Consider the following 23,144-nt stretch of genomic DNA (forward strand, 5'->3'; position numbering starts at 1 on the left):
TGCTCAGGCCAAAGCGACGGCGCTGGATAAATGAGACTTACACCCGCTGGGTAAAAACACAACCCTGCGTATGTTGCAATAAACCAGCAGACGACCCCCACCACCTGATTGGCCACGGGCAGGGTGGAATGGGTACAAAAGCACACGACTTGTTTGTGATACCGCTGTGCAGAGCACATCACAACGAGTTGCATGCTGATCTCGTGGCATTTGAAGCGAAATACGATGACCAATTGGTGTTGGTTTTTCGGGTTATAGATCGAGCGCTGGCAATTGGCGTGCTGGCATAAATGGAGAAAGCTTAATGATTAATCCTTCTGAAGTTGGTAGGGCTGGTGAAATGGTGCGCCTCCGCACTCTGGAAAGTATCTGGATACAGGGAAAGCTGCGTATGTGGGGCCGCTGGTCTTACATCGGCGGTGGTAGTGGTGGAAACATGTTTAACCAGCTCCTGGCATCTGGAAAAATTACCAAAACTGCAATCAACGAAGCGCTGCGCCGGATGAAGAAAGCGGGTATCAGCAAACCCGAACTGGAAGCGTTCTTCAAAGAGATTCAGGAAGGGAATAATAAAAGCGGCCTGGCGTTCTGTACCGATGAAGAAGCGCTAGCCATCAACGCTGTACTCAGCGAGATACTTGTGCAGTCAGGACATAAGAAGTTATACGCTCTTATTGAAGATCGATATATCAAGCGCCTTAGCAAAAAGGCGATGGCCAGAGACTTAAATGAAAAACATCCTGAATGGTGTTTGCGAACCTGTGAAAGCCGGATTGATGTTTGGCTAAATGTAGCAGAATCGATGCTATACAAGCCAATGTGTGACGTATTCGGCACAAATAGCAACAGATTCTACTTGAATAGTTGCGCGGAAAGTGCTTAAATTGTGTTAAGCTCGGGACGTTAAAGCGAACTGAGCAACAGAACAAAAAGAAACCCGCCATCGTGCGGGTTTTTTTGTGTGACCACAAATGGATTAATCATTTTTTGGTAGTAATATAATTGTCTGACCTCTTCCTGCGGAACAGACAAATGTTGATTTTTGAATTAACTAAGCCCGGTAGCAACCTTAATTATGAAGACAGGGAACTAAGTTGGAAATTTGAAAGACTGTTAAGTCATTTAGAAACGGCCTTTTATGATGCTAACGTCGCATTAAATTTATTTAATGGCGAAAGGGTTAACAGATCAGGTAGGGGAGTTCAAAACCCTGATCAGTGGCAGAATGATTTCCAAAAACGTCAGGTTTTAGAACAGCAGGTGAGAGATGAATTGGGCATAAGCCCCTATGAAGGTTACGAAGAAGTAAGGTTTGAGGTTGATGTTCGCTTAAAAAAGGATAGATGGCGTAACGGAGACGCTCCATTAATCCATGAACAGAGAATCATTTTTTTACATGCCAAATCATTTCTGAATGCTCTGGACACCATTGATAAATTTATAAAAGTTCTTTCCGAAGAAGATGGTGCGCCAGCACAAATAAAACAGTTACATGCTAAGGTAGCCAATGATTTTCCCCACTTAAGGGCGGTGAGGAATTCAGCTCAACACTTAGAAGATAGGGCGCGAGGCCTCGGTGCGGGAAAGGTTCCGAAACCGTTGAAACTCCAGCCTATGGATAATGGTTTCGTTGTTGCCCCTCAGGGTGCATTAATGCTGAGTAACTTATTCGGTACCAAGCTTGGGTATACGATGGCTGACGGGCATCATGGTGAAGTAGATGTGTCAGAAGAATCAATGCTGAAAATATCAGCAATAATTCAAGATGTTTTCAACTCTTTCTCGTGGATTGGACCGCCACAACATTTACCAAGATAATATTATTATCAATAAATCTATGAAGGCTGCCCACGGGCGGCCTTTTTTGTTTCCCCTCATTCTGAGAGGACTCACAGCAATAAGAGGGGGCTTAATGTCCGATCCTGTTTCTGGCACTACGGTCGCGGCTGGTGGCCTGATGGGAGCCAGCGTATTTGGTCTTGCAACCGGTATTGATTATGGCGTGGTATTTGGCGCATTCGCTGGTGCAGTATTTTATGTGGCGACAGCGGCAAATATCACACGAGTACGATTGATTGCTTACTTCATGACGTCATTCATTGTTGGCGTTCTTGCTGCTGGCCTGGTTGGTTCAAAGTTGTCACAGGCTACCGGTTATAGTGACAGGCCATTAGACGCACTTGGTGCTGTTGTAGTGGCGGCGATGACAATCAAAGTGCTCACATTTTTCAACAGTCAGGATTTGGGAAGCCTGTTCAGTATTCTTTCGCGATTTCGTGGAGGAGGGGCCAGCAATGGTAACAAGTGATCCGTCAGCGATGGTGAATGCAGGTATTTGTGCGGTCATCGTCCTTGTCCTGATGTTCTACCAGCGTGAAGGGGCAAGACATCGCCCCGCTATATCATTGCTGGCTTACTTCGTTGTGCTGGTTTATGCCAGCGTTCCATTCCGATATCTGTTTGGCCTCTACCAGGAGTCACACTGGATGGTGGTCATCGTAAACCTTCTTATTTGCGCTGCCGTCTTATGGGCTCGTGGGAACGTGGCGCGTCTCGTTGATACGCTGAGGCATTAATGAACCAATCACAATTTCAACAGGCGGCTGGTGTAAGCGCCGGGTTAGCTTCGCGCTGGTTTCCGCACATTGACGCGGCAATGAAAGAGTTCGGCATTGTTAAGCCTGAAGACCAGGCAATGTTTATTGCTCAGTCAGGACATGAATCAGCGGGATTCTCTGCGCTGGTGGAAAGCTTCAACTACCCCCCCGCAGCTCTGCTGACCACCTTTGGACGCCGCATTACGAACTATCAGGCATATATGCTTGGGCGTGACAAAGAAAAAGGGCAGGTAGCTAATCAGCCAGCCATTGCAAATCTGGTGTACAGCAATCGCCTCGGTAACAAAGCATCAGGAGATGGGTGGAAATATCGTGGCCGTGGCCTGCTGCAAATCACTGGTCGTGAGAACTACACCAAATGCGGTACAGCGCTGAAGCTTGACCTTGTGAGCACTCCGGAACTATTGACGCAAGAGCGACATGCGGCCCGTTCGGCGGCATGGTACTTCACGTTACGCGGTTGTCTCCTCTATTCGGGGGATGTGGAACGCGTCACGCAGATTATTAACGGCGGGCAGAACGGCATTAAAGACCGCCGTGAACGTTACGCCAAAGCTAAAGCCGCACTGGTGTGAGGTCACAATGGGACTTGAAATGATTATCGGCCTGGCTGTTGCTGCGCTGGCTGCAATTGCAGGTGCTTTTGGTCTGGGTAAATCACGCGGTACAAGTATCGCCGAAACAAAAGCGGACCAGCAACGCACTGAAGAACGCGCAGCAGCTACTGAAGCCGTTGCAGAGCGCCGGGTAGAGACAACAAAAGGAGCCAGGGATGTACAGCAAACTGTTAGTCATCTTCCTGATGACGATGTTGACCGCGAGTTGCGCGGAAAGTTTACCCGCAAAACCTGAAGTAACGGACACGGCCTGTGACTGGGTAAGCATCATCTACCTAACCGAGCACGACATTGAGGTAATGGATCGCCAGACTAAGAAAGATGTGTTGACGCATAACCGGTCTGTTCAGCGCAACTGTCCAAATAAAATCACTACGGCCTCGCAATAGCGGGGCTTTTTAACAACTGAGGTATGAGCATGACAGTAGTTCTTACAGCTAAGCAGATTGAAGACCTGGCAGCCTTCGTGAAAGAAGATGGGCAGCCCCAATACACCATCACCACTGGCACGATCCCGGAATTTGAAGCGGATGATGGCGAGATTATCCCTGAATACACAGGGCTGATCGCCTACTCAGAGTCACTTGAGCACGGTGTATTGCAACTCGACGATTAGCGGCATTACAGCAGGCATTCACTGAGTGCCAGTGGTTACTCTATGCGTTATTATCTCCTAAAACTATATGAGGGGGATAGATTGTGGGAACGTTAACCATCGCAGCAATAGCATTATTTATCGGTATCTGGCATGAAATAAATCGATTTCCTGCAACGGGTAAAAGCATATTATCTCTACAGCAAGAAGTTATGGATCTCAAAGACGAAAATGAGAATTTGAGATCAGAAATTGATGCTTTAAAAGACGAGCTATTAGATATATCTAACCAGATAGAGCGAATAAAAGATCCTGAGTATTATGCCTTGTTGGATGCTGGTGATGGTCTTTATGCTCTTGACAAGTTACGTGGGAATATTTGAAAACCGCCTTAGGGCGGTTTTTTATGCTGGGTACACAGCAGGTATTCACTGAGTGCTTACGATAATGCTTTTGTTTACAATAGCTTCAATATAATGAGGAGCTAAAATGAATACCGAATACATTTCTTATGAATCGCTGGTTGCGGCGAGAGAATCAGCTTTGTGGGCTAAGTGGGCAATGTATGGTACGTGGCTATCCGCTATAGCAACATTAATTGCGGCATTAATAGCCTGTTTTGCAATTTTTGGATGGAGAAAACAGGAAGAAGCGTCTGAGCTAAAGACACTACGGATATCGGTTTATCATTACAATATGGCCTTGATTAGAGCACCTGAATTTTATAGGGATAATTTTGAGCAGTTTGATTTTATACGTTTTAATGAAACTTACAACGCGCTAGCAGAAGTTTATAAAGCGACATTGATGATGCACAGATTCAAGACCAGAGGGAAAGCATCTGAGTTATATTCAGAACTTGCTGATATTCAAAGAAAATATACTAGCGGGAAGATAAGCAATTCTGAAGCTGAGTCTAAGGTTTCCAAAATACGGAACTCAAATTCAATGCTAATTGAATCTAACTAACTGAATATAAAATCAATATTTAGGGTTGATTGCCAATTTGTAGACTATCTTGCTCTATGTGGCACTAATGCTATTGGTTTTTATTATCGTTTAAGGGTCCTTTCCGGCGATCCGGCCTGTTACGGGGCGGCGACCTCGCAGATTCTCGCTGTTTATGAAAATTTTCAGGCATTTGCCGTTTCCGTTCTTCTTCTCGCTAATCCATTGTTTTAACTGCAAACAACCCCTGAAAAGAAAGGAAACGATAAGCCTTAAAAACGGCTAAATAGCCAGAGGGCGTTTCCTTTCTCTGTTTTTGTGTATGGAGTGAGCTATGGAGGTCAACAAAAAGCGTCTTTCTGAAATATTTGGGGTCAGCGTGCGAACCATTCAGAACTGGCAGGATCAGGGAATGCCTGTAGCACGTGGCGGCGGAAAAGGTAATGAGGTCCTCTATGAATCTTCCGCGGCTATCGAATGGTATTCCGCACGCGACGCGGCGATTGAGAATGAGAAATTACGGAAGGAGGTGGAAGACCTTCGTCTTGCATCGGAATCCGATCTCCAGCCAGGTACGATTGACTATGAGCGTCACCGCCTTACGCGGGCGCAGGCAGACGCCCAGGAACTAAAAAATGCAAAAGATTCCGCTGAGGTGGTGGAAACCGCATTCTGCACGTTCGTGCTGTCGCGGATGGCCGGAGAAGTAGCCAGCATTCTTGATGGAGTTCCTCTGTCGGTTCAGCGGCGCTTCCCGGAGCTGGAAAACCGACATATTGATTTCCTGAAGAAGGACATCATTAAGGCCATGAACAAAGCAGCTGCGCTGGATGAAATAATACCGGGGTTGCTGAGTGAATATATCGAACAGTCAGGTTAAGGGGCTGCAGCACTCTGCGCGCGCAGGGCTACTTTCGCTGTACCGACCTGAGCCGCAAACGGCGGTTGAATGGGCAGACGATAATTACTATCTCCCCAAAGAGTCGGCCTACCAGGAAGGGCGCTGGGAAACGTTGCCGTTTCAGCGCGCGATCATGAATGCGATGGGTAACGATTACATACGAGAGGTCAACGTTGTTAAGTCTGCCCGTGTTGGCTATTCAAAAATGTTGCTGGGTGTTTATGCGTATTTTATACAGCACAAGCAGCGAAATTCCCTTATCTGGCTTCCCACTGATGGTGACGCCGAAAACTTCATGAAGTCGCATGTTGAACCCACGATCCGCGATATTCCGTCACTTCTGGCGCTGGCCTCCTGGTATGGCAAAAAGCACCGGGACAATACACTCAGTATGAAACGCTTCTCCAACGGGCGCGGGTTCTGGTGTCTGGGTGGTAAAGCGGCGAAAAACTATCGTGAGAAATCGGTCGATGTCGCCGGTTACGATGAACTGGCGGCATTCGATGAAGATATTGAGAAAGAGGGTTCCCCGACGTTCCTGGGTGATAAACGTATTGAGGGGTCTGTCTGGCCAAAATCTATTCGCGGCTCAACGCCAAAAACAAAGGGGACCTGCCAGATTGAGCGTGCTGCCAGCGAGTCCGGGCATTTCATGCGTTTTCATGTTGCCTGTCCGCACTGTGGTGAAGAGCAGTACCTTAAATTTGGCGACAAAGAGACCCCGTTCGGGCTGAAATGGACACCGGGCGAACCCTCCAGCGTCTTTTACCTGTGTGAACATAATGCCTGCGTCATTAAGCAACAGGAGCTGGATTTCACTGAAGCTCGTTACATCTGCGACACCACCGGGATCTGGACGCGCGACGGTTTATCCTGGTTTTCATCAACAGGCACCGAAATCGACCCGCCAGACAGCGTGACGTTTCACATCTGGACGGCATACAGCCCGTTTACCACCTGGGTTCAGATCGTTAAAGACTGGCTAAAAACGAAAGGGGATACAGGAAAGCGTAAAACCTTCGTGAACACCACTCTGGGCGAAACATGGGAGCCTAAAATTGGTGAACGGCCTGACGCGGAGCTCATGGCCGAACGCAAAGAGTTCTTCGGGGCATCCGTACCGGAGCGTGTTGCTTATCTGACAGCCGGGATTGACTCCCAACTGGATCGATATGAAATGCGCGTCTGGGGATGGGGGCCCGGTGAGGAAAGCTGGCTGATTGACCGGCAGATCATTATGGGCCGTCATGATGATGAAGCGACCCTCGTCAGGGTGGACGAGGCGATTAACAAAACCTATCTCCGAAAGAATGGCGTGGAAATGTCGGTATCCCGTATCTGCTGGGATATCGGCGGTATTGACCCCACCATTGTCTACAATCGCTCAAAAAAGCATGGACTGTTTCGTGTGATCCCGATTAAAGGGGCTTCCGTTTACGGCAAGCCTGTGGCGAATATGCCGCGCAAACGCAACAAGAACGGCGTTTATCTGACGGAAGTGGGGACTGATACCGCAAAAGAGCAGATTTATAACCGCTTCACACTTCAGCCGGAAGGGGGTGAACCTCTTGCCGGTGCCGTGCATTTTCCCAATAACCCCGAAATTTACGATCTGGCTGAGGCACAGCAGCTTACTGCTGAGGAGCAGGTTGAAAAATGGGTGGACGGGCGTAAGAAAATCGTCTGGGACAGCAAAAAGCGACGAAATGAGGCGCTGGACTGCTTCGTGTACGCGCTGGCCGCCCTGCGGATCAGTATTTCGCGATGGCAACTGAATCTTGATTCACTGCTCGCAAGCCTGCTGGAGGAAGAGGGGAACCGGACCAATAACAAAACCCTGGCTGATTATGCCAGGGCATTATCTGGAGATGAATAATGGCGACACAGACTGATCTGGATGCCGCCCGCGCTGCGTTGCACGATCTCATGATGGGAAAGCGGGTGGCAACGGTGCAAAAAGACGGCCGGCGGGTTGAGTTTACCGCGACCTCCGTCAGTGACCTGAAAAAATACATTGCCGAACTTGAGTCACAGGTTGGCACCACTCCACGACGCCGGGGACCGGCAGGATTTTACGCATGAAAACACCTGCTTTGTTAGGACCGGACGGTAAAACCGCTCTGCGGGATTATGCCGGATATCATGGCGGTGCTGGTGGCTTTGGCGGTCAGCTCCGCGCCTGGAATCCACCGAGTGAAAGTGCAGATGCTGCGTTATTGCCTAATTTTTCCCGTGGTAACGCGCGCGCTGACGATCTGGTCCGCAATAACGGCTATGCGGCAAACGCGGTACAGCTCCATCAGGACCACATTGTCGGGTCGTTTTTCCGGCTCAGTTATCGGCCCAGCTGGCGTTTTCTTGGCATTGGGGAGGAAGAGGCCCGGGCGTTCTCCCGTGAAGTTGAGGCGGCCTGGAAAGAATTTGCAGAGGATGATTGCTGCTGCATTGATGCGGAACGTAAGCGTACATTCACCATGATGATCCGCGAGGGTGTTTCCATGCATGCGTTTAACGGTGAATTATGTGCACAGGCCACCTGGGACAGTGATTCCACGCGTCTTTTCCGCACACAGTTCAAAATGGTGAGCCCGAAACGCATCAGCAACCCCAATAACGCCGGAGATACGCGAAACTGCCGGGCAGGTGTCAGAACAAATGACAGTGGCGCCGCGCTGGGATATTACGTCAGCGAGGATGGCTATCCGGGGTGGATGGCGCAGAAGTGGACCTACATCCCGCGTGAACTGCCCGGCGGGCGGCCTTCCTTTATCCACGTATTTGAACCCCTGGAAGATGGGCAGACACGCGGTGCCAACGTGTTTTACAGCGTCATGGAGCAAATGAAAATGCTCGATACACTGCAGAATACACAGCTCCAGAGCGCGATTGTCAAGGCGATGTATGCCGCCACGATTGAAAGTGAGCTGGATACGCAAACCGCGATGGACTTTATTCTCGGCTCAGACAGTAAAGAGCAGCAAAGCAAGATGACCGGCTGGCTGGGGGAGATGGCCTCGTACTATACCGCGGCGCCGGTTCGTCTCGGGGGCGCGAAGGTGCCGCATCTAATGCCGGGCGACTCCCTGAATCTTCAGTCAGCGCAGGACACTGACAACGGCTATTCGACGTTTGAACAATCTCTGCTGCGCTACATTGCTGCAGGGCTGGGGGTGTCGTATGAGCAACTCTCTCGCAACTATTCGCAGATGAGTTATTCCACCGCCCGTGCCAGTGCTAACGAGTCCTGGGCGTACTTTATGGGGCGTCGCAAATTTGTTGCCTCCCGCCAGGCCTGTCAGATGTTTTTATGCTGGCTGGAAGAGGCCATTGTTCGCCGCGTGGTGACATTACCGTCTAAAGCCCGGTTCAGTTTTCAGGAGGCGAGAAGCGCCTGGGGAAATGCTGACTGGATCGGCTCCGGGCGAATGGCCATTGACGGACTGAAGGAGGTGCAGGAGGCCGTCATGCTCATTGAGGCGGGGCTGAGCACCTATGAGAAGGAATGCGCCAAACGCGGGGAAGACTATCAGGAAATCTTTGCCCAGCAGGTTCGTGAAACGATGGAGCGCCGCGCTGCGGGACTTAAACCGCCAGCGTGGGCGGCTTCGGCCTTTGAGTCTGGACTGAAAAAATCGAATGAGGAGGGGACCGATGACGCCAGAGCTGCGTAATCTCCCGCACATTGCCAGTATGGCTTTCAATGAGCCGCTTTTACTTGAACCCGCCTATGCGCGGGTTTTCTTTTGCGCGCTCGCTGGTCAGTTAGGTATCACCCGTCTGACCGACACCGTGTCGGGCGTTACGCTTGGCGCAGAGCAGATGGCTGAACCGCTGGCACTCTTTGGTGATGATGAGGAAATGGGGCCAAAGCCGGCGCGAAGCTACCAGATCACTGGTGGTATCGCAGTGCTGCCTGTTTCCGGGACGCTGGTCAGTAAAACCCGCTCACTGCAGCCGTATTCGGGGATGACGGGGTACAACGGCATCATCGCGCGCCTCCAGCAGGCCATCAGTGACCCGGGTGTAGACGGCATTCTTCTGGATATGGATACGCCAGGTGGAATGGTGGCGGGTGCCTTTGACTGTGCGGACATCATCGCCCGCATGCGGGATATCAAACCCATATGGGCGTTAGCCAACGATATGAACTGCAGCGCTGGCCAGCTGATTGCCAGTGCGGCATCGCGTCGGCTTGTGACGCAGACTGCCAGAACGGGATCCATCGGGGTCATGATGGCCCACAGCAATTACGGCGCCGCCCTTAAAACCAGCGGCGTTGAGGTCACGTTGATTTACAGCGGCGATCACAAGGTGGACGGGAACCCCTACGAGAAATTACCCAAAGAGGTACGTGCAGATTTTCAGGCGCGTATCGACGCTACCCGGCAGATGTTCGCTGAAAAGGTGGCGGGTTATACCGGCATGTCGGTTCAGGCCGTTCTTGATACTGAAGCCGCTGTGTTTTCAGGCCAGGAATCAGTAGACAACGGCCTGGCGGAGCAGCTGGTCAACAACATGGATGCGCTGAACGTTATGCGCGATGCAATTAACAAACGAACGATGATTTCCCGAGGAGGAAGCATGAAAGGTACTACTGCATCCGCAGATACCACTCAACCAGCAGCATCTGCTGACCAGACCGTGACCACCGTTGACGTGCCTGCTGCGGTCGTTACTGACCCTGCAGCGGGTGCAACTGTTGATATCAGCAGCCAGCTGGCAGCGGCGGTCGCAGCCGAAAACGGTCGCATTATGGGGATCCTGAACTGTGAAGAGGCGAAAGGGCGTGAATCACAGGCGCGCGCGCTGGCGGAAACGCCAGGGATGACGGTGGAAAGTGCCCAGCGCATCCTTGCCGCGGCTCCTCAGAGTGCCCAGGCGCGTACGGATACCGCGCTGGATCGTCTGATGGAAACCGCACCCGGCACCGTAACGGCAGGTAGCGCTTCTGCCGAAGCGGGTGACGATTTGTTAAATACGCCTGTTTAAGAGGTCAACATGTCTAACACTGAACAATTTACGCACAATCAGCCCATCGGGAACAGTGATCCGGCGCATACCGGTTTTGCACCTGGTGAACTGACGAAAGCCGTACCGGCGATGACGCCTCTGATGCTGGATGCCACTTCCGGCAAGCTGACCGTCTGGGATGGCCAGCATGCTGGGGCTGCCTGTGGCGTTCTGGCGGTGTCTGCCGACCAGAGCAGCACTGAGCTGGCATTCTATAAGTCCGGCTCTTTCCGTATTGAAGATGTGCTCTGGCCGGATGCGGTGACGGATGAACACATCAAACGCAACGCATTCGCAGGTACAGCCATCAGTATCGTCTGACATCCGACTTAATACTAACCATCATCCACAGAAGCCGCCATCGCGGCTTTTTTTACAGGAAACATCTATGTCAACTTACACAACGGCCCAACTGCTGGCGGTCAATGAGAAGAAATTCAAGTTCGATCCGCTTTTCCTGCGTATCTTCTTCCGTGAAAGCTATCCCTTCAGCACCGAGAAGGTGTATCTGTCGCAAATCCCGGGCATGGTCAACATGGCGCTGTACGTCTCGCCTGTTATTTCCGGCAAGGTTATCCGCTCCCGCGGCGGCGCAACGTCAGAGTTTACGCCGGGTTACGTCAAACCCAAGCACGAGGTAAACCCACAGATGACGCTGCGTCGCCTGCCGGATGAAGATCCGCAAAATCTGGCTGACCCGGCCTACCGCCGCCGTCGCATTATCCTGCAGAACATGAAGGATGAGGAGCTGGCGATTGCCCAGGTGGAAGAGAAACAGGCGGTGGCTGCTGTCCTCAACGGTAAATACACCATGACCGGCGAAGCGTTTGAACCGGTTGAGGTGGATATGGGACGCAGTGCCGGAAACAACATCATCCAGGCAGGCGCTGCGGCATGGAGCACCCGCGACAAAGAAACCTATGACCCCACTGACGATATTGAAACCTATGCGCTGAACGCCAGCGGCGTGGTCAATATTATCGTTTTTGATCCGAAGGGCTGGGCGTTGTTCCGTTCATTCAAAGCGGTAAAAGAGAAGCTCGACACCCGTCGCGGTTCTAACTCTGAACTGGAAACGGCGCTGAAGGATCTGGGTGAAGCGGTCTCCTATAAGGGAATGTATGGCGATGTGGCCATTGTCGTCTACTCCGGGCAATACATTGAAGACGACACCAAAAAGAACTACCTGCCGGATTTGAGCATGGTGCTGGGTAATACCCAGGCCCGCGGCTTGCGCACCTACGGCTGCATTCAGGATGTGGATGCCCAGCGTGAAGGCATTAACGCTTCCACGCGTTATCCGAAAAACTGGGTACAGACAGGCGATCCGGCGCGTGAGTTCACCATGATCCAGTCTGCACCACTGATGCTGCTGGCTGACCCGGATGCGTTCGTGTCTGTCAAACTCGCCTGATGTCCATTCTGTGGCCCTGCGGGGCCCTGTTCCGGAGTTGTTCTTATGACAGAAAAAGAAAAGTTGATTGCGCGGCTTAATGAGCTTGGCGCGCAGCTTGGTCGGGAAGTGAATACCAGTGGCACCATTCAGGAGCTCTCTATGCGCATTGCAGAGCTGGAGGAAGAACTGAATGACGGCACGGATACCGATAGTGTTGAAAATGGTGGCGTGAGTGATGGTAGTGCATCCACCGGCGCCGTAGAACCCGTGCCGCCAGTGGATACTGTGTTAAGCGGTAGAACAGATGACGCGCTGATGGCCGTCGAAGCGCTGGCCACGCTGCACATTGAGGCGCTGCACGCGACCCGCGATGAACGGGTATCTATTGTCGAGGCGGGGACCGTGATCCGCGTGAAAGAAGCGGATGCGGACAGCCTGGTTGCACTCGGACTGGTCCGCGAGCACTAACAGGGGGCTGTGTGGCTGATTTCGATAACCTTTTTGATGCTGCAATAACACAGGCCGATGACACTATTCGGCAGGTTATGGGGACTTCTGCAACAGTAACGTCCGGCGCGATTTCTGGCGTCACGTTGAGTGGTGTTTTCGATGATCCGGAAAATATCGGTTACGCCACACCCGGCATCCGTGTCGAGGGGACCAGCCCGTCGCTGTTTGTTAAATCAGCAATGATTGGGCAACTGGCGCGGCTGGACACGCTGGATATTAACGGAAAGCCTTTCTGGGTTGATCGTATTGGTCCTGATGACTGTGGATCCTGCCATGTCTGGCTCGGTACGGGTTCTCCTCCCGCAGCGACCCGGCGCCGTTAAGGGGAAACTATGTCTTTAAAAGGGCTTGAGCAGGCTATAGCAAACCTGAACAGCATCAGCAATACGGCGGTTCCGCGGGCCTCGGCGCAGGCTGTTAACCGTGTCGCCACCCGGGCAGTCAGCCGAAGCGTTGCCGTGGTCTCGAAAGATACGCGGGTGCCACGCAAGCTGGTAAAACAACGCGCGAGGATAAAACGTGCCACGGCGAAAAAGCCGATGGCAATGATTCGCGTGAACCGGGGCAACCTGCCCGCGATAAAGCTGGGTACCGCCAGCGTACGGTTATCCCGCAGAAAACGGGATAAAAAAGGGGCCAATAGTGTGTTGCGTATTGGCCCTTTTCGTTTCCCCGGTGCCTTTATTCAACAACTGGAAAATGGCCGCTGGCATGTGATGCGAAGGACATCCAGACCCCGCTATCCGATCGAAGTGGTCAGCATTCCACTGGCAGCGCCACTGACGACCGCATTTAAAGATGAGCTGCCGAAGCTTATGGAATCGGATATGCCTAAAGAACTTCGGGCATCCCTTAAAAACCAACTCAGGCTGATTCTGAAACGATGAAACACACTGATATTAGAAAGGCCATTATTGATGCGCTGGAGAGCCATATTGGTAAAGGCGCGCTCTATTTTGACGGACGTCCAGCGGTACTGGAAGAGGGGGATTTTCCGGCGGTCGCTGTCTTCCTGACGGATGCCGGGTATACCGGCGAAGAACTGGATGCTGATATCTGGCAGGCCACGCTGCATATCGAAATCTTTTTACCAGCGCAGGTACCAGACTCCGAGCTCGATGACTGGATGGAGTCACGTATTTATCCGGTGCTTGGCAATGTGCCAGGACTTTCCCTGCTGATCAATAACATGGTGCAGCAGGGGTATGACTACCAGCGCGATGATGATCTTGGGCTGTGGAGTTCGGCTGATTTGAAATATTCCATTACCTACGAAATGTGAGGACGTAATGACTACACCAAACCCACTGGCGCCGGTAAAGGGTGCCACCACCACACTCTGGATTTATTCCGGATCGGGCAACCCGTTCGCTAACCCATTATCGGATGTTGACTGGACGCGCCTGGCAAAGATTAAAGATCTGCAGCCCGGTGAACTGACTGCCGAATCAAACGATGATACCTATCTGGATGACGATGATGCCGACTGGACTGCTACCGCGCAGGGGCAGAAATCGGCGGGTGAGGCCAGTTTTACGCTGGCCTGGAAACCTGCCGAGAGCGGGCAGCAGGATCTGGTTCGCTGGTTTGATGACGGTACCGTGCTGGCGTACAAAATTAAATACCCGAATGGCGCCATCGATGTGTTCCGTGGCTGGGTAAGCAGCCTGGGTAAAACGGTGACGGCAAAAGACACCATTACGCGTTCTGTCAAAATCAGCAATAACGGCAAGCCAGGCCTTGCTGAAGACAGCGCTGTTGCAGCGATTGCCGTAACCGGCGTCAGCCTGGATAAATCGACCACCACCGTTGCGGTTGCTGCCACCACCACGCTGAATGTCACCGTGGCACCAGCCAGCGCGAGCGATCCATCTTTCCGGGCCACCACCACAGATGCAGGTAAAGCCACGGTGACTGTCGCCGGTACGGTGTTGACGGTCACCGGTATTGCCGCCGGAACCGCTGACATTATCGTGATGACCAACGATGGGCTGTTTGTCGCGACCTGTAAAGTCACCGTTTCCTGACCTCCGGGGCTGTGGCCCCGCTTTCCGGAGTAACCCATGTTTTTAAAAAGTGAACCGTTCGAACGTAACGGTAATACAGTCACGCTCTACGAACTGTCGGCACTGCAGCGTATTGAGCATCTTGAACACCTGAAGTCGCTGGAAAGTATCACTGATGCCGACATGCAGGCGGCGATGGATATGACGATTAAATCCGGCGCACTGCTGGTGGCCATGTCGTTATGGCATGGGCATCACCTGAAAGGGACGCACAAAACGCCGAAAGAAGACGTAGAGCAGATCCAGAATGAAGTGCTGATGACCTGGCCGCTGGAGATTGTTTCCGCAGCAGAGTACAGCGTGAAGCTGCTGTCAGGTATGGTGCCTTTGCAGGAATCGAATGATCCAGAGGATGTCGCTGTGACTGAGCCGGTCAGTCTGGAAAAGTCCTCGCCAGTGAGCTGACATTCGTCCTGAAACTGGCGCGTGAATTTCGTCGCCCGGACTGGCGCGCCATGCTTGCTGGTATGTCGTCAACGGAATACGCCGACTGGCGAACGTTCTACCAGGACAATTTTTTTAATGATGTGCAACTGGATGCGCATTTTTCCTCGCTGATGCATATCGTCATTACCGCGCTTGACCCCAAAACCACATCAACCCCTGCCAGCTTCAGCCTGCTTTCACCTTCTGCGGAGGATATTGCCGACGATGAACCCGGTGACGCTGTGCTGATGGCAAAGGCCGAGGGCATTTCAGGAGGCGTTCGCTATGGCCCAGACGGCAGTGGGTGACCTGGTCGTTAACCTTGACGTTAATTCGTCAAAGTTCAACGAGCAGATGGAGTACGTAAAACGGCAGTTTAAACAGACGGGTGACGCAGCGAATGACTCGGCGCTGAAGGTGCAGCAGTCATTTACCCGCCAGGAGAGCGCCGCGAAGAAGGCCGGTATTTCTGTCGGCCAATACAACGCGGCGATGCGTATGCTGCCTGCGCAGTTTACGGATATCGCCACTCAGCTTGCCGGTGGGCAGAGTCCGTGGCTTATCCTGCTGCAGCAGGGCGGTCAGGTGAAAGACTCCTTCGGAGGCATTATTCCGACCTTTCGGGCGCTGCTGGGCACCATATCGCCGGTGATGGTAGGTGTTGGCGCGCTGGCTGCCGCCACTGGCGCGGTTGTTTACGCCTGGTATCAGGGCTCGTCCACGCTGTCTGATTTCAACAAAACGCTGGTTCTGTCCGGTAATACAGCCGGGCTGACCTCAAACCGCATGCTGGTGCTGGCGAAATCCGGCGAGCAGGCGGGACTCACGTTTAACCAGACCAGCAGCGCGCTTACGGAGCTGGTTAACGCCGGAGTGCGTGCCGGTGCCCGGTTCGATGAGATGAGTCAGGCGGTAGCGAAATTCACCGATGCGTCAGGTGTGCCGGTTGATAAGGTGGCGGCGGCATTCGGCAAACTGACGAACGATCCGACCTCTGGTCTGATTGCCATGGCGCAGCAGTTCAACAACGTCACAGCAGAACAGATTGCTTATGTGGCGCAGTTGCAGCGTGCCGGTGATGAGGCAGGGGCGCTGCAGGCGGCTAATGATGCGGCGACGAACGGCTTTCGTGAGCAGACAAAGAGCCTGCGCGACAATATGGGGTCGATTGAGTCTGCTGCCGACAGCCTGAAGCGTGCGTTTAAATCGATGTGGGATGCGGCGCTCGATATCGGGCGACCTGACACCTCGCAGGAGATGGTTGCCAAAGCTGAAGCGGCCTTTAAGCGGGCGGATGAAATCTGGAATCTGCGTAAAGGTGATGGTTATGTCAATGATGATGCGCGTGCCAGCTACTGGAACGATCGGGAGTCGGCACGGCTTGCACTGGAAATGGCGCAGCAGCAGGCCAGTGTGGCAAAAGCAACTGAGGATAACGCAGCACGCGAGGCGGTGATTGAGTCTGACCGCCAGAAGTATGCCGCGCAAGCGCAGTCGAATTATGCAAAGACGCAGACTGCGCTGGAGAAGTTCACGGCCCGTCAGAATGAACTGAACAAGGCGTTGAAAGACGGACGGATCCTCCAGGCTGACTACAACATCAATCTGGAAGCTGCGAAAAAAGAATACGACGACTCGCTGAAGAAACCCAAAGCCCCTTCAGCGGTAAAAACACCTGCAGGTGTAAAAAGTGTCGATACTGCCAGCGCGCAGACGCTGGAGCTGGAGGCGCAGTTACGCACACTGCAGGAGCATAAGAGCATCACGGACACCATCAGCCAGCAGCGGCAGGAATTGTGGAAACAACAATCCCGCTTTTCGGTGCTGGAAGAGGCCGCCAAAAAGCGCGCGCTGACCGCCGATGAAAAATCGGTGCTGGCGAACAAGGACGAGGTACTGGCGCGGGCCGAAGTGAATGCCCGGTTGGGCGATCAGATTGTTGCCCAGGAACGGTTAAACCGCCTGCAGGACAGCTCGCAGAAGTATGTTACCCAGATTGGGGAGAAAACCCGGGCGCTGGTGGCCGGGGGCAGCATGAGCAGTCGCGGCGCGCAGCGGCAAAACGAAGAGGCACAGCTGCGGCAGGGCTGGATGAATGCCGGTGGTACGGACACCGATCAGGGTTATCAGAACGAACTGGATGCACTGAAGAAATATTATGCCGCACAGGACGAGCTCCGCGGCAACTGGCAGGCCGGGGCGAAATCAGCGTGGGCTGACTATGCCGATTCAGCAGCTGATGCCTATGGCTCGATGAAGTCCGCTGCTTCAGCCACATTCGATGGTATCAGCCAGAATATGGCCGATATGCTGACGACTGGGAAAGCAAACTGGGCAGATTTCACCCGTTCCACGTTGTCGATGCTGACGCAGATCCTGATGAAGCAGGCCATGGCTGGCCTGGTCAGTTCTGCCACTTCTGCGCTGGGTTTTGCTGGCGGTGGTTTTACCGGGACCGGCGGTAAGTATGAGCCTGCAGGTGTGGTGCACCGTGGAGAGTTTGTCTTTACGCAGGAAGCCACCAACCGAATCGGTGTCGGCAACCTTTATCGCATGATGCGTGGCTATGCGACTGGTGGTCTTGTCGGTGGGAGTGGCGGTGGCGTTGCTTCTCCTTTTGGTGTCAGTGTGTATGCGCCGGTTTCGGTTACAACAGGCCAGGGGGATTCCGGTCAACAGAAAGGAAGTGGCGATGCGCTGGGGAAAGCCTATCAGCAGGTGATCAACAGCTCCATCAGGGAAGGGATCACCAGAGAAGTCCGGCCCGGTGGCATCATCTGGAATGCAACAAAACAGAGGTAAGCAATGGCGATCGAGCATTTTGCATGGCGGATTAAAGCATCCAGCCAGCCGACCCTGAAAAGTAAGGATACCATCCGTACGGCGCAGTTTGGTGATGGCTATAAGCAGGTTTCAGGTGCCGGGCTGAATGATGAAACGCTAAGTTATGAGTTTTCATTTACCGGCGAACCGCAAACCGTCCGGGATATTTATGCTTTCCTGCGGCGCCATAAGACGAAATCATTTTCGTTTACCCCGCCAGGCGGTGATCTTGCGCTGTGGCGCGTTGAGGCAGAAAGCCTGCAGCGCGTCACCAAAAGTAAAACAGTGGAAACCGTATCAGCTACCTTTGAACAGGCGTTTGCACCATGAGCTTAAACAGTGATTATCAAAAACTTGAGCCGGGCAATGTTGTCCGGCTTTTTGATGTCGATGGCACCGCATTTGGTGTTTCCGACGTTCTCCGCTTCCACGCCCACAATATTGCCCACACTGCCGATGAAATTGCCGCTGCTGGTGGAGCTGAAAATAAGCTACCGGCGAATTCGATCTGGTGGCAGGGGCAGGAATATAAAGCATGGCCTTGTCAGATAGAGGGTATTGAGACGGCGACCGACGGGACCAGCGCGCAGCCAACGCTCTCGGTCGCTAACCTGGACAGTTCCATTACGGCGCTGTGTCTTGCTTATGATGACCTTCTGCAGGCGAAGGTCACCATTCATGACACGCTGGCGCAGTATCTGGATGCGAAAAACTATCCGGAGGGCAACCCGTCAGCGGATCCGCAGCAGGAAAAGCTGAAGGTGTTTTACATTGACGCCAAGAGCACTGAAACCAACGAGGTGGTGGCGTTTACGTTGTCCAGTCCGATGGATCTGCAAGGGCTGATGATCCCGACACGCCAGCTACATTCACTTTGTACCTGGTGTATCCGGAACAAATACCGCTCCGGTGATGGATGCGACTATGCCGGAACGCACTATTTCGACAAGCACAACAACCCGGTTAACGATCCGTCACTCGATGAGTGCCCCGGTACGCTCACTGCGTGCAAGTTGAGGCATGGCGAGGGCAACGAGTTGCCGTTCGGTGGTTTCCCTGGCACATCCCTGATCAGGAGCTGATATGCGTCAGAAAATTATCGACGCCATTATGGCGCATGCTGCTGCTGAATATCCGCGCGAATGCTGCGGCGTGGTGGTGCAAAAAAGCAGGGTGCATCGGTACATTCCCTGCCGTAATCTGGCAACCGATCCGACAGAGCATTTCCACCTGTCGCCGGAAGATTATGCCGCTGCCGAAGACTGGGGAACAGTGATTGCCATTGTTCACAGCCACCCGGACGCAACGACACAGCCGAGCGAACTGGATAAAGCGCAATGTGATGCAACGCTCTTACCTTGGCACATCATCAGCTGGCCGGATGGGGATCTGCGTACCATCCAGCCGCGCGGTGAACTGCCGCTACTGGAGCGTCCGTTTGTGCTCGGCCATTTCGATTGCTGGGGTCTCATAATGAGCTACTTCAGGCAGACGCATGGTATCGAACTGACGGATTACCGCGTGGATTATCCCTGGTGGGAGGATAGTTACCCCGAAAATTTCTACCACGATTGCTGGTATGAATGCGGATTCCGAGAATTCAGTGGCGTACTGCAGCCAGGTGATATGGTTATCATGCAGGTCCAGGCTAATAAGTGGAACCATGCAGGGATCCTGCTGGAAGGTAACATGTTACTCCACCATCTTTATGGCCATTTGAGCCAGCGTGTGCCTTATGGTGGTTACTGGCAGGAACGGACGATGAAGATACTTCGTTATAAGACTCTAGCTTAAGCCCATTTAGGTGGGCTGTTCCCCTGGAATTTCCACCCCAAAACCATCCGCATCCCAAGTCTTTTCCCAGACTTCGTAACCTAACTCTTTTAGGCGACTAAAAGTTTTTTTGAAAACAGTGTTGAAATCATCGTCACTAAGTCCGTCCAACTCAAGATCGCTGAGATGAATATGGAATGTGGAATGACCAATCCGGACCTTTTTGTTGATCTCTGAAAAAGTCCTTTTGAATATTATTTCAGAGAGTTCATCCCTCGCTTTTTCAACAAGTTGAATTGCATCTTGAGCAGAAATTACTTCATCTTCACGTAATTCGCTAAGGAAGCTGTTGTCGAGACGTTGAACTATTTCAGCATTCATAGAGCGGTTATTGGATTTTGCTGCATCTTCAATTTTTTCTTTTAATTCAATTGGTAATCTTATTCTTAGTTGAGGATCTTCTCTGCTCATTTGGTTGCCTCACTCAAAAAGTTCACATTATGTAAATTATGCCCCACGGTGGGGTTGACATCAATGACGCACGGTGTGACACTTTAGGCGCCCCACCGTGGGGCATAATTGGAGGGGTTATGGAAAAAGCTAAAGATATGTACCAGCGAAAGGTTCGATTTCCTGAAGATGTCCGGTTGGCGATAGAGAGAAATGGGGAAGATGAATGCCGTCAGTTCAATACTGAGCTCATCTATCAGTTGAGGAAAGCGTACGGATTAGAAGGGGGGAAGAGTGAACAAGCATAAAAACAGTGAAACCCAGGAGTGCGCGAACACCCTGGGCTTCTTATCGAAGAAATCCTTGGCAGGAAATATCGACATGAACAGTGTAACGAAAGAAGAGCTGAACTTCCATGGCATTTCTCTGCAGCCAGCTCCTGATATCGATGGCATCTGGCTGACCGCTAATCAGATTGGTTACGCGCTTCAATATGCAGACGATAAAGCTGTTCAGCGAATTTTTGCTCGTCATATTGATGAGTTTACAGAAAAAATGACAAGGGTGGTCAAGTTGACCACCCCTGGTGGGCATCAGGAAACTAGGGTTTTTTCTCTACGTGGCGCACACATGGTCGCTATGTTTGCCAGAACTCCGGTTGCTAAAGAATTCCGACACTGGGTGTTAGACATTCTGGACCGTGAGGTATCTATTAACTTTCCAGTACCGAAGATGCTCAGCGATCGAGAAGTCCACGCCCACAATGCAAACGCAATGTTCGATTATTTCGAGATTATGTGTGAAGCATGGTTTAACCAGATAGAGCCAGCGTTGAGGGCGATTGAGTCTCCGCTCGCAGGCCGTCTTCACGATCGTTTCAATGATGGGGCCGCGTTTATGTACATGATTAAGACTCATGCTGAACTACAGCTTCAGGAAGGAGAAAGGCCAAGAATCTACTGAATTTGCAATGCTGCAAATAGAAAAGCCGATAGTTAGAGCTATCGGCTATCCATAAATCTGTCATAAGGGTCCAACCAATGACTTCATTAAATTTAGCAGTAAATAGCGCTAATGTCACCGAGAAAACCATTGATAGCCAGTACTTGCTGGAAATGGTGAACGCTGCGCGAAAGCAATGCGGTGAGCCGGCTGTCCGAAATAACAAGTTCATTGAGAAGGTTGTTGATGAGCTTGAAGGGGAGACCTACACAAAAAGTGTAGGTCGTAAAAATGGTCAAGACATTGAAGTAATTACAATGTCTATCAAGCAAGCCCTCCGAGTAGCCGCTCGTGAATCGAAAGCCGTTCGACGTTCTCTGGTTGATAAGCTGGAAGATATGCAGGTATTACCAGCGATGCCAAAAAGTAACACAGGTATCACTGAGTACCGATTGGCTAAGGCAGAACAGTTGAAAGCCCAGGCATTGGAGAAGAATATCGCGAGCGCGCGGGAAATCATTACTCTGCTTCCTAGATTGGATCCGATGGCACATCAGGTGCTCACGGCATCGTTGATTAATCCGCTTATTGGTTATGACGCCATCCCGTTGCCTGTTATCGAGGAGCATTACCACACTGCGAGTGAGGTGGGGGAGATGCTGGGGGTTTCTGCTCAGAAAATTGGACGCGTTGCTAACACACACAAGCTGAAGACAGAAGCGCATGGCAAGTTCTTTCTGGACAAGTCGGCCTACTCAAGTAAACAGGTTGAAGCGTTCCGGTACAACACTAACGGAATTGATGCGTTGCGCCATCTGATTCATGGTGCTGATGTGGCATAAATTTCAAAGCAGTTAAAATGTTTTTGCTATCCCAACCCGCTTAGCTGCGGGTTTTGTCGTTACCGGATCCCTGCTACTCTTTTGGCAAATTAATCAAAGGTGATAGGGATATGAAAAAGACTTTGCTGCTTCTAATTGCGCTTAGCGTTGCTGGGTGTTCAACCACGGCGGTGAATTCTACCGTTGCAAAACAAGTACCATCTGAACGTGTATTGCTGAAGGGGGCTGGTGACTCGGTGATAACAATTACACGAGATCAAGGATGGTTTGCTGGTGGTGGATGCTTTGTAGAAGTAATTATTGATGGAAAATCCTATGCAAGAATTGATACGGGAGAAACGATCGATATCAATGTTACATCCGGCCGACATATTCTAGGAATATCTGGCGATTCAAAAGGTAAAGGATTATGTGGAATGCAGGTCGGACAACCACTCAAAGAGACTGCCACGCAGATCAATGCTCGTGAACATCAAAAATTCCGCATCACCGGAGATACTAATTCCGGACTTGATATCAGAGCATCAACCATATAGTTCGAGTCATTTTATAAATGGCCACCTCCGGGTGGCTTTTTTATTGGAGAAGAATATGCAGCAAGAAGTTATGACCCAAATTGAACTAAGCGGGATTCTTGGTAAAACCTTTGGTAAGACGCATCATCGTTTAATTAGCTCAACCCGAGAAGCCTGTCGAGCGCTAGCTGCAACAGTGAAAGGGTTTGAGGCCTTCATGAATTCAAGTAAACAGCGCGGTCTGACATATGCAGTTTTTCGAGGAAAGAAAAATATTGGGGAAGATGATTTAGGCTTTCCGGTGACAGGTGAAGTGATCCGGATCGTGCCAGTAGTTATTGGTAGTAAAAAAGCTGGCCTGTTACAAACCATATTAGGTGCCGTCCTTGTTGTAGCTGGCTACGCTTTGTCAGGTTTTACTGGCGGTGCAAGTATGGTATTGGTCGCACCCGGTGTTGCATTAATGGCTGGAGGCGTAATCCAAATGCTTTCGCCACAGCCAGCAGGACTTGCCAGCAAACAGGATGCCGAAAATCGGGCATCGTATGCATTCGGTGGTGTAACTAACACTGCTGCTCAGGGTAATCCAGTTCCGCTTCTATACGGACGCAGGCGTATTGGTGGGGCGATCATCTCTGCTGGTATATACGTCGAAGACCAGCAATAACAAAATAATCTTCCTTTCAGGCTACCATATGGTGGCTTTTTTTAT

At 51.7% G+C, this 23,144-nt stretch carries 35 protein-coding genes; 34 read left to right on the forward strand and 1 reads right to left on the reverse strand.

Annotation, left to right across the window (positions count from 1 at the left end; translation table 11 throughout):
• The 29 genes from ACHHZ7_RS19285 to ACHHZ7_RS19425 all read left to right on the forward strand — a co-directional run.
• A partial coding sequence (locus tag ACHHZ7_RS19285; RefSeq protein ID WP_395149144.1) for a DUF968 domain-containing protein occupies positions 1-290 on the forward strand: 290 nt, incomplete at its 5' end.
• A 14-nt stretch (positions 291-304) separates the two neighbouring features.
• Positions 305-883 carry a DUF1133 family protein gene (locus ACHHZ7_RS19290; RefSeq protein WP_395149145.1) on the forward strand — a complete coding sequence of 193 codons (579 nt, stop codon included), beginning with the start codon at positions 305-307 and terminating at the stop codon, positions 881-883.
• A 149-nt stretch (positions 884-1,032) separates the two neighbouring features.
• Positions 1,033-1,818 carry a hypothetical protein gene (locus ACHHZ7_RS19295; protein WP_395149146.1) on the forward strand — a complete coding sequence of 262 codons (786 nt, stop codon included), beginning with the start codon at positions 1,033-1,035 and terminating at the stop codon, positions 1,816-1,818.
• Positions 1,819-1,912: 94 nt separating this feature from the next.
• The gene (locus tag ACHHZ7_RS19300; RefSeq protein WP_008323296.1) at positions 1,913-2,308 is read left to right on the forward strand and encodes a phage holin family protein; all 396 of its coding nucleotides are present in this window, start codon (positions 1,913-1,915) and stop codon (positions 2,306-2,308) included.
• The gene (locus ACHHZ7_RS19305) at positions 2,295-2,576 is read left to right on the forward strand and encodes a phage holin family protein (protein ID WP_008323297.1); all 282 of its coding nucleotides are present in this window, start codon (positions 2,295-2,297) and stop codon (positions 2,574-2,576) included. Before ACHHZ7_RS19300 ends, ACHHZ7_RS19305 begins: the two co-directional genes overlap by 14 nt.
• Complete coding sequence (locus ACHHZ7_RS19310) at positions 2,576-3,193, forward strand: glycoside hydrolase family 19 protein (protein WP_395149147.1); 618 nt, start codon at positions 2,576-2,578, stop codon at positions 3,191-3,193. The genes ACHHZ7_RS19305 and ACHHZ7_RS19310 overlap by 1 nt, the downstream gene beginning before the upstream one ends.
• A 7-nt stretch (positions 3,194-3,200) precedes the next feature.
• Positions 3,201-3,470 carry a hypothetical protein gene (locus tag ACHHZ7_RS19315; protein WP_395149148.1) on the forward strand — a complete coding sequence of 90 codons (270 nt, stop codon included), beginning with the start codon at positions 3,201-3,203 and terminating at the stop codon, positions 3,468-3,470.
• A complete protein-coding gene (locus ACHHZ7_RS19320; RefSeq protein WP_395149149.1) occupies positions 3,427-3,624 on the forward strand; it encodes a hypothetical protein in 198 nt (65 codons plus the stop codon). Before ACHHZ7_RS19315 ends, ACHHZ7_RS19320 begins: the two co-directional genes overlap by 44 nt.
• A 29-nt stretch (positions 3,625-3,653) precedes the next feature.
• Positions 3,654-3,851, forward strand: a complete 198-nt coding sequence (locus ACHHZ7_RS19325) for a hypothetical protein (protein WP_395149150.1) — start codon at positions 3,654-3,656, stop codon at positions 3,849-3,851.
• An 83-nt stretch (positions 3,852-3,934) separates the two neighbouring features.
• Entirely contained in the window at positions 3,935-4,213 is a 279-nt protein-coding gene (locus ACHHZ7_RS19330) for a hypothetical protein (RefSeq protein WP_395149151.1), read from the forward strand.
• Between the two features lie 106 nt (positions 4,214-4,319).
• A complete protein-coding gene (locus tag ACHHZ7_RS19335; protein ID WP_279278969.1) occupies positions 4,320-4,799 on the forward strand; it encodes a hypothetical protein in 480 nt (159 codons plus the stop codon).
• A gap of 313 nt (positions 4,800-5,112) precedes the next feature.
• Positions 5,113-5,658, forward strand: a complete 546-nt coding sequence (locus ACHHZ7_RS19340) for a terminase small subunit (RefSeq protein ID WP_000453624.1) — start codon at positions 5,113-5,115, stop codon at positions 5,656-5,658.
• Positions 5,633-7,555, forward strand: coding sequence for a phage terminase large subunit family protein (locus ACHHZ7_RS19345; RefSeq protein WP_395149152.1), 1,923 nt, complete (start codon positions 5,633-5,635; stop codon positions 7,553-7,555). The genes ACHHZ7_RS19340 and ACHHZ7_RS19345 overlap by 26 nt, the downstream gene beginning before the upstream one ends.
• Positions 7,555-7,761 (forward strand): phage head-tail joining protein, encoded by a 207-nt coding sequence (locus ACHHZ7_RS19350; RefSeq protein ID WP_003034782.1) that lies wholly within the window; start codon positions 7,555-7,557, stop codon positions 7,759-7,761. Before ACHHZ7_RS19345 ends, ACHHZ7_RS19350 begins: the two co-directional genes overlap by 1 nt.
• A complete protein-coding gene (locus ACHHZ7_RS19355) occupies positions 7,758-9,350 on the forward strand; it encodes a phage portal protein (protein ID WP_003826190.1) in 1,593 nt (530 codons plus the stop codon). Before ACHHZ7_RS19350 ends, ACHHZ7_RS19355 begins: the two co-directional genes overlap by 4 nt.
• Complete coding sequence (locus ACHHZ7_RS19360; RefSeq protein ID WP_395149153.1) at positions 9,331-10,668, forward strand: S49 family peptidase; 1,338 nt, start codon at positions 9,331-9,333, stop codon at positions 10,666-10,668. Before ACHHZ7_RS19355 ends, ACHHZ7_RS19360 begins: the two co-directional genes overlap by 20 nt.
• A gap of 9 nt (positions 10,669-10,677) precedes the next feature.
• Complete coding sequence (locus tag ACHHZ7_RS19365; RefSeq protein WP_395149154.1) at positions 10,678-11,010, forward strand: head decoration protein; 333 nt, start codon at positions 10,678-10,680, stop codon at positions 11,008-11,010.
• A 67-nt stretch (positions 11,011-11,077) separates the two neighbouring features.
• The gene (locus ACHHZ7_RS19370) at positions 11,078-12,103 is read left to right on the forward strand and encodes a major capsid protein (RefSeq protein ID WP_043016020.1); all 1,026 of its coding nucleotides are present in this window, start codon (positions 11,078-11,080) and stop codon (positions 12,101-12,103) included.
• 45 nt (positions 12,104-12,148) lie between these two features.
• Entirely contained in the window at positions 12,149-12,553 is a 405-nt protein-coding gene (gpFI, locus tag ACHHZ7_RS19375) for a DNA-packaging protein FI (protein ID WP_395149155.1), read from the forward strand.
• Positions 12,554-12,564: 11 nt separating this feature from the next.
• Positions 12,565-12,918, forward strand: a complete 354-nt coding sequence (locus ACHHZ7_RS19380) for a head-tail joining protein (RefSeq protein ID WP_032938641.1) — start codon at positions 12,565-12,567, stop codon at positions 12,916-12,918.
• Between the two features lie 9 nt (positions 12,919-12,927).
• Entirely contained in the window at positions 12,928-13,482 is a 555-nt protein-coding gene (locus ACHHZ7_RS19385) for a phage tail protein (RefSeq protein WP_003826200.1), read from the forward strand.
• Positions 13,479-13,877: a phage minor tail U family protein gene (locus tag ACHHZ7_RS19390; protein ID WP_032938647.1), complete on the forward strand. Its 399-nt coding sequence runs from the start codon at positions 13,479-13,481 to the stop codon at positions 13,875-13,877. The genes ACHHZ7_RS19385 and ACHHZ7_RS19390 overlap by 4 nt, the downstream gene beginning before the upstream one ends.
• Positions 13,878-13,884: 7 nt before the next feature.
• Positions 13,885-14,622 (forward strand): phage tail tube protein, encoded by a 738-nt coding sequence (locus ACHHZ7_RS19395; protein WP_181553706.1) that lies wholly within the window; start codon positions 13,885-13,887, stop codon positions 14,620-14,622.
• Between the two features lie 36 nt (positions 14,623-14,658).
• Positions 14,659-15,066 (forward strand): phage tail assembly chaperone G, encoded by a 408-nt coding sequence (gpG, locus tag ACHHZ7_RS19400; protein WP_315684513.1) that lies wholly within the window; start codon positions 14,659-14,661, stop codon positions 15,064-15,066.
• Between the two features lie 50 nt (positions 15,067-15,116).
• A complete protein-coding gene (locus ACHHZ7_RS19405; RefSeq protein WP_008322441.1) occupies positions 15,117-15,395 on the forward strand; it encodes a phage tail assembly protein T in 279 nt (92 codons plus the stop codon).
• Positions 15,373-17,889, forward strand: a complete 2,517-nt coding sequence (locus ACHHZ7_RS19410; protein WP_395149156.1) for a phage tail tape measure protein — start codon at positions 15,373-15,375, stop codon at positions 17,887-17,889. The genes ACHHZ7_RS19405 and ACHHZ7_RS19410 overlap by 23 nt, the downstream gene beginning before the upstream one ends.
• 3 nt (positions 17,890-17,892) lie before the next feature.
• Complete coding sequence (locus tag ACHHZ7_RS19415; RefSeq protein ID WP_003826213.1) at positions 17,893-18,240, forward strand: phage tail protein; 348 nt, start codon at positions 17,893-17,895, stop codon at positions 18,238-18,240.
• Positions 18,237-18,992, forward strand: coding sequence for a phage minor tail protein L (locus ACHHZ7_RS19420; RefSeq protein ID WP_395149157.1), 756 nt, complete (start codon positions 18,237-18,239; stop codon positions 18,990-18,992). Before ACHHZ7_RS19415 ends, ACHHZ7_RS19420 begins: the two co-directional genes overlap by 4 nt.
• A 1-nt stretch (position 18,993) precedes the next feature.
• Positions 18,994-19,704, forward strand: coding sequence for a C40 family peptidase (locus ACHHZ7_RS19425; RefSeq protein ID WP_395149158.1), 711 nt, complete (start codon positions 18,994-18,996; stop codon positions 19,702-19,704).
• 6 nt (positions 19,705-19,710) lie between these two features.
• Here ACHHZ7_RS19425 and ACHHZ7_RS19430 read toward each other — a convergent pair whose 3' ends face one another.
• The gene (locus ACHHZ7_RS19430) at positions 19,711-20,154 is read right to left on the reverse strand and encodes an Arc family DNA-binding protein (RefSeq protein ID WP_047715738.1); all 444 of its coding nucleotides are present in this window, start codon (positions 20,152-20,154) and stop codon (positions 19,711-19,713) included.
• Between the two features lie 119 nt (positions 20,155-20,273).
• Here ACHHZ7_RS19430 and ACHHZ7_RS19435 point away from each other — a divergent pair, with 119 nt between their 5' ends.
• The 5 genes from ACHHZ7_RS19435 to ACHHZ7_RS19455 all read left to right on the forward strand — a co-directional run bounded on the left by ACHHZ7_RS19435 (position 20,274) and on the right by ACHHZ7_RS19455 (position 23,099).
• Positions 20,274-20,441: an Arc family DNA binding domain-containing protein gene (locus ACHHZ7_RS19435; RefSeq protein WP_071698655.1), complete on the forward strand. Its 168-nt coding sequence runs from the start codon at positions 20,274-20,276 to the stop codon at positions 20,439-20,441.
• Positions 20,428-21,096, forward strand: coding sequence for a Bro-N domain-containing protein (locus tag ACHHZ7_RS19440; RefSeq protein WP_052941157.1), 669 nt, complete (start codon positions 20,428-20,430; stop codon positions 21,094-21,096). Before ACHHZ7_RS19435 ends, ACHHZ7_RS19440 begins: the two co-directional genes overlap by 14 nt.
• Positions 21,097-21,173: 77 nt before the next feature.
• Positions 21,174-21,917: a hypothetical protein gene (locus ACHHZ7_RS19445; protein ID WP_047715739.1), complete on the forward strand. Its 744-nt coding sequence runs from the start codon at positions 21,174-21,176 to the stop codon at positions 21,915-21,917.
• Between the two features lie 110 nt (positions 21,918-22,027).
• Positions 22,028-22,453, forward strand: coding sequence for a hypothetical protein (locus ACHHZ7_RS19450; protein WP_395149159.1), 426 nt, complete (start codon positions 22,028-22,030; stop codon positions 22,451-22,453).
• Positions 22,454-22,508: 55 nt separating this feature from the next.
• A complete protein-coding gene (locus ACHHZ7_RS19455; protein ID WP_148977621.1) occupies positions 22,509-23,099 on the forward strand; it encodes a tail assembly protein in 591 nt (196 codons plus the stop codon).
• Positions 23,100-23,144 lie beyond the last annotated feature (45 nt).

It is taken from the genome of Citrobacter freundii complex sp. 2024EL-00216 (genome assembly GCF_043945515.1).
GTDB classification, from domain to species: domain Bacteria; phylum Pseudomonadota; class Gammaproteobacteria; order Enterobacterales; family Enterobacteriaceae; genus Citrobacter; species Citrobacter portucalensis.

What these genes read in the sequence shown, in the direction of transcription:
- ACHHZ7_RS19355 (WP_003826190.1), top strand. Translation starts at nt 7,758, where the DNA reads ATGAAAACACCTGCTTTGTTAGGACCGGACGGTAAAACCGCTCTGCGG.
- ACHHZ7_RS19370 (WP_043016020.1), top strand. Translation starts at nt 11,078, where the DNA reads ATGTCAACTTACACAACGGCCCAACTGCTGGCGGTCAATGAGAAGAAA.
- ACHHZ7_RS19435 (WP_071698655.1), top strand. Translation starts at nt 20,274, where the DNA reads ATGGAAAAAGCTAAAGATATGTACCAGCGAAAGGTTCGATTTCCTGAA.
- ACHHZ7_RS19390 (WP_032938647.1), top strand. Translation starts at nt 13,479, where the DNA reads ATGAAACACACTGATATTAGAAAGGCCATTATTGATGCGCTGGAGAGC.
- ACHHZ7_RS19315 (WP_395149148.1), top strand. Translation starts at nt 3,201, where the DNA reads ATGGGACTTGAAATGATTATCGGCCTGGCTGTTGCTGCGCTGGCTGCA.
- ACHHZ7_RS19300 (WP_008323296.1), top strand. Translation starts at nt 1,913, where the DNA reads ATGTCCGATCCTGTTTCTGGCACTACGGTCGCGGCTGGTGGCCTGATG.
- ACHHZ7_RS19350 (WP_003034782.1), top strand. Translation starts at nt 7,555, where the DNA reads ATGGCGACACAGACTGATCTGGATGCCGCCCGCGCTGCGTTGCACGAT.
- ACHHZ7_RS19310 (WP_395149147.1), top strand. Translation starts at nt 2,576, where the DNA reads ATGAACCAATCACAATTTCAACAGGCGGCTGGTGTAAGCGCCGGGTTA.
- ACHHZ7_RS19325 (WP_395149150.1), top strand. Translation starts at nt 3,654, where the DNA reads ATGACAGTAGTTCTTACAGCTAAGCAGATTGAAGACCTGGCAGCCTTC.
- ACHHZ7_RS19360 (WP_395149153.1), top strand. Translation starts at nt 9,331, where the DNA reads ATGACGCCAGAGCTGCGTAATCTCCCGCACATTGCCAGTATGGCTTTC.
- ACHHZ7_RS19445 (WP_047715739.1), top strand. Translation starts at nt 21,174, where the DNA reads ATGACTTCATTAAATTTAGCAGTAAATAGCGCTAATGTCACCGAGAAA.
- ACHHZ7_RS19340 (WP_000453624.1), top strand. Translation starts at nt 5,113, where the DNA reads ATGGAGGTCAACAAAAAGCGTCTTTCTGAAATATTTGGGGTCAGCGTG.
- ACHHZ7_RS19295 (WP_395149146.1), top strand. Translation starts at nt 1,033, where the DNA reads ATGTTGATTTTTGAATTAACTAAGCCCGGTAGCAACCTTAATTATGAA.
- ACHHZ7_RS19385 (WP_003826200.1), top strand. Translation starts at nt 12,928, where the DNA reads ATGTCTTTAAAAGGGCTTGAGCAGGCTATAGCAAACCTGAACAGCATC.
- ACHHZ7_RS19320 (WP_395149149.1), top strand. Translation starts at nt 3,427, where the DNA reads ATGTTGACCGCGAGTTGCGCGGAAAGTTTACCCGCAAAACCTGAAGTA.
- ACHHZ7_RS19430 (WP_047715738.1), bottom strand. Translation starts at nt 20,154, where the DNA reads ATGAGCAGAGAAGATCCTCAACTAAGAATAAGATTACCAATTGAATTA.
- ACHHZ7_RS19290 (WP_395149145.1), top strand. Translation starts at nt 305, where the DNA reads ATGATTAATCCTTCTGAAGTTGGTAGGGCTGGTGAAATGGTGCGCCTC.
- ACHHZ7_RS19305 (WP_008323297.1), top strand. Translation starts at nt 2,295, where the DNA reads ATGGTAACAAGTGATCCGTCAGCGATGGTGAATGCAGGTATTTGTGCG.
- ACHHZ7_RS19365 (WP_395149154.1), top strand. Translation starts at nt 10,678, where the DNA reads ATGTCTAACACTGAACAATTTACGCACAATCAGCCCATCGGGAACAGT.
- ACHHZ7_RS19455 (WP_148977621.1), top strand. Translation starts at nt 22,509, where the DNA reads ATGCAGCAAGAAGTTATGACCCAAATTGAACTAAGCGGGATTCTTGGT.
- ACHHZ7_RS19335 (WP_279278969.1), top strand. Translation starts at nt 4,320, where the DNA reads ATGAATACCGAATACATTTCTTATGAATCGCTGGTTGCGGCGAGAGAA.
- gpFI (WP_395149155.1), top strand. Translation starts at nt 12,149, where the DNA reads ATGACAGAAAAAGAAAAGTTGATTGCGCGGCTTAATGAGCTTGGCGCG.
- ACHHZ7_RS19410 (WP_395149156.1), top strand. Translation starts at nt 15,373, where the DNA reads ATGGCCCAGACGGCAGTGGGTGACCTGGTCGTTAACCTTGACGTTAAT.
- ACHHZ7_RS19420 (WP_395149157.1), top strand. Translation starts at nt 18,237, where the DNA reads ATGAGCTTAAACAGTGATTATCAAAAACTTGAGCCGGGCAATGTTGTC.
- gpG (WP_315684513.1), top strand. Translation starts at nt 14,659, where the DNA reads ATGTTTTTAAAAAGTGAACCGTTCGAACGTAACGGTAATACAGTCACG.
- ACHHZ7_RS19425 (WP_395149158.1), top strand. Translation starts at nt 18,994, where the DNA reads ATGCGTCAGAAAATTATCGACGCCATTATGGCGCATGCTGCTGCTGAA.
- ACHHZ7_RS19415 (WP_003826213.1), top strand. Translation starts at nt 17,893, where the DNA reads ATGGCGATCGAGCATTTTGCATGGCGGATTAAAGCATCCAGCCAGCCG.
- ACHHZ7_RS19395 (WP_181553706.1), top strand. Translation starts at nt 13,885, where the DNA reads ATGACTACACCAAACCCACTGGCGCCGGTAAAGGGTGCCACCACCACA.
- ACHHZ7_RS19405 (WP_008322441.1), top strand. Translation starts at nt 15,117, where the DNA reads ATGCTTGCTGGTATGTCGTCAACGGAATACGCCGACTGGCGAACGTTC.
- ACHHZ7_RS19450 (WP_395149159.1), top strand. Translation starts at nt 22,028, where the DNA reads ATGAAAAAGACTTTGCTGCTTCTAATTGCGCTTAGCGTTGCTGGGTGT.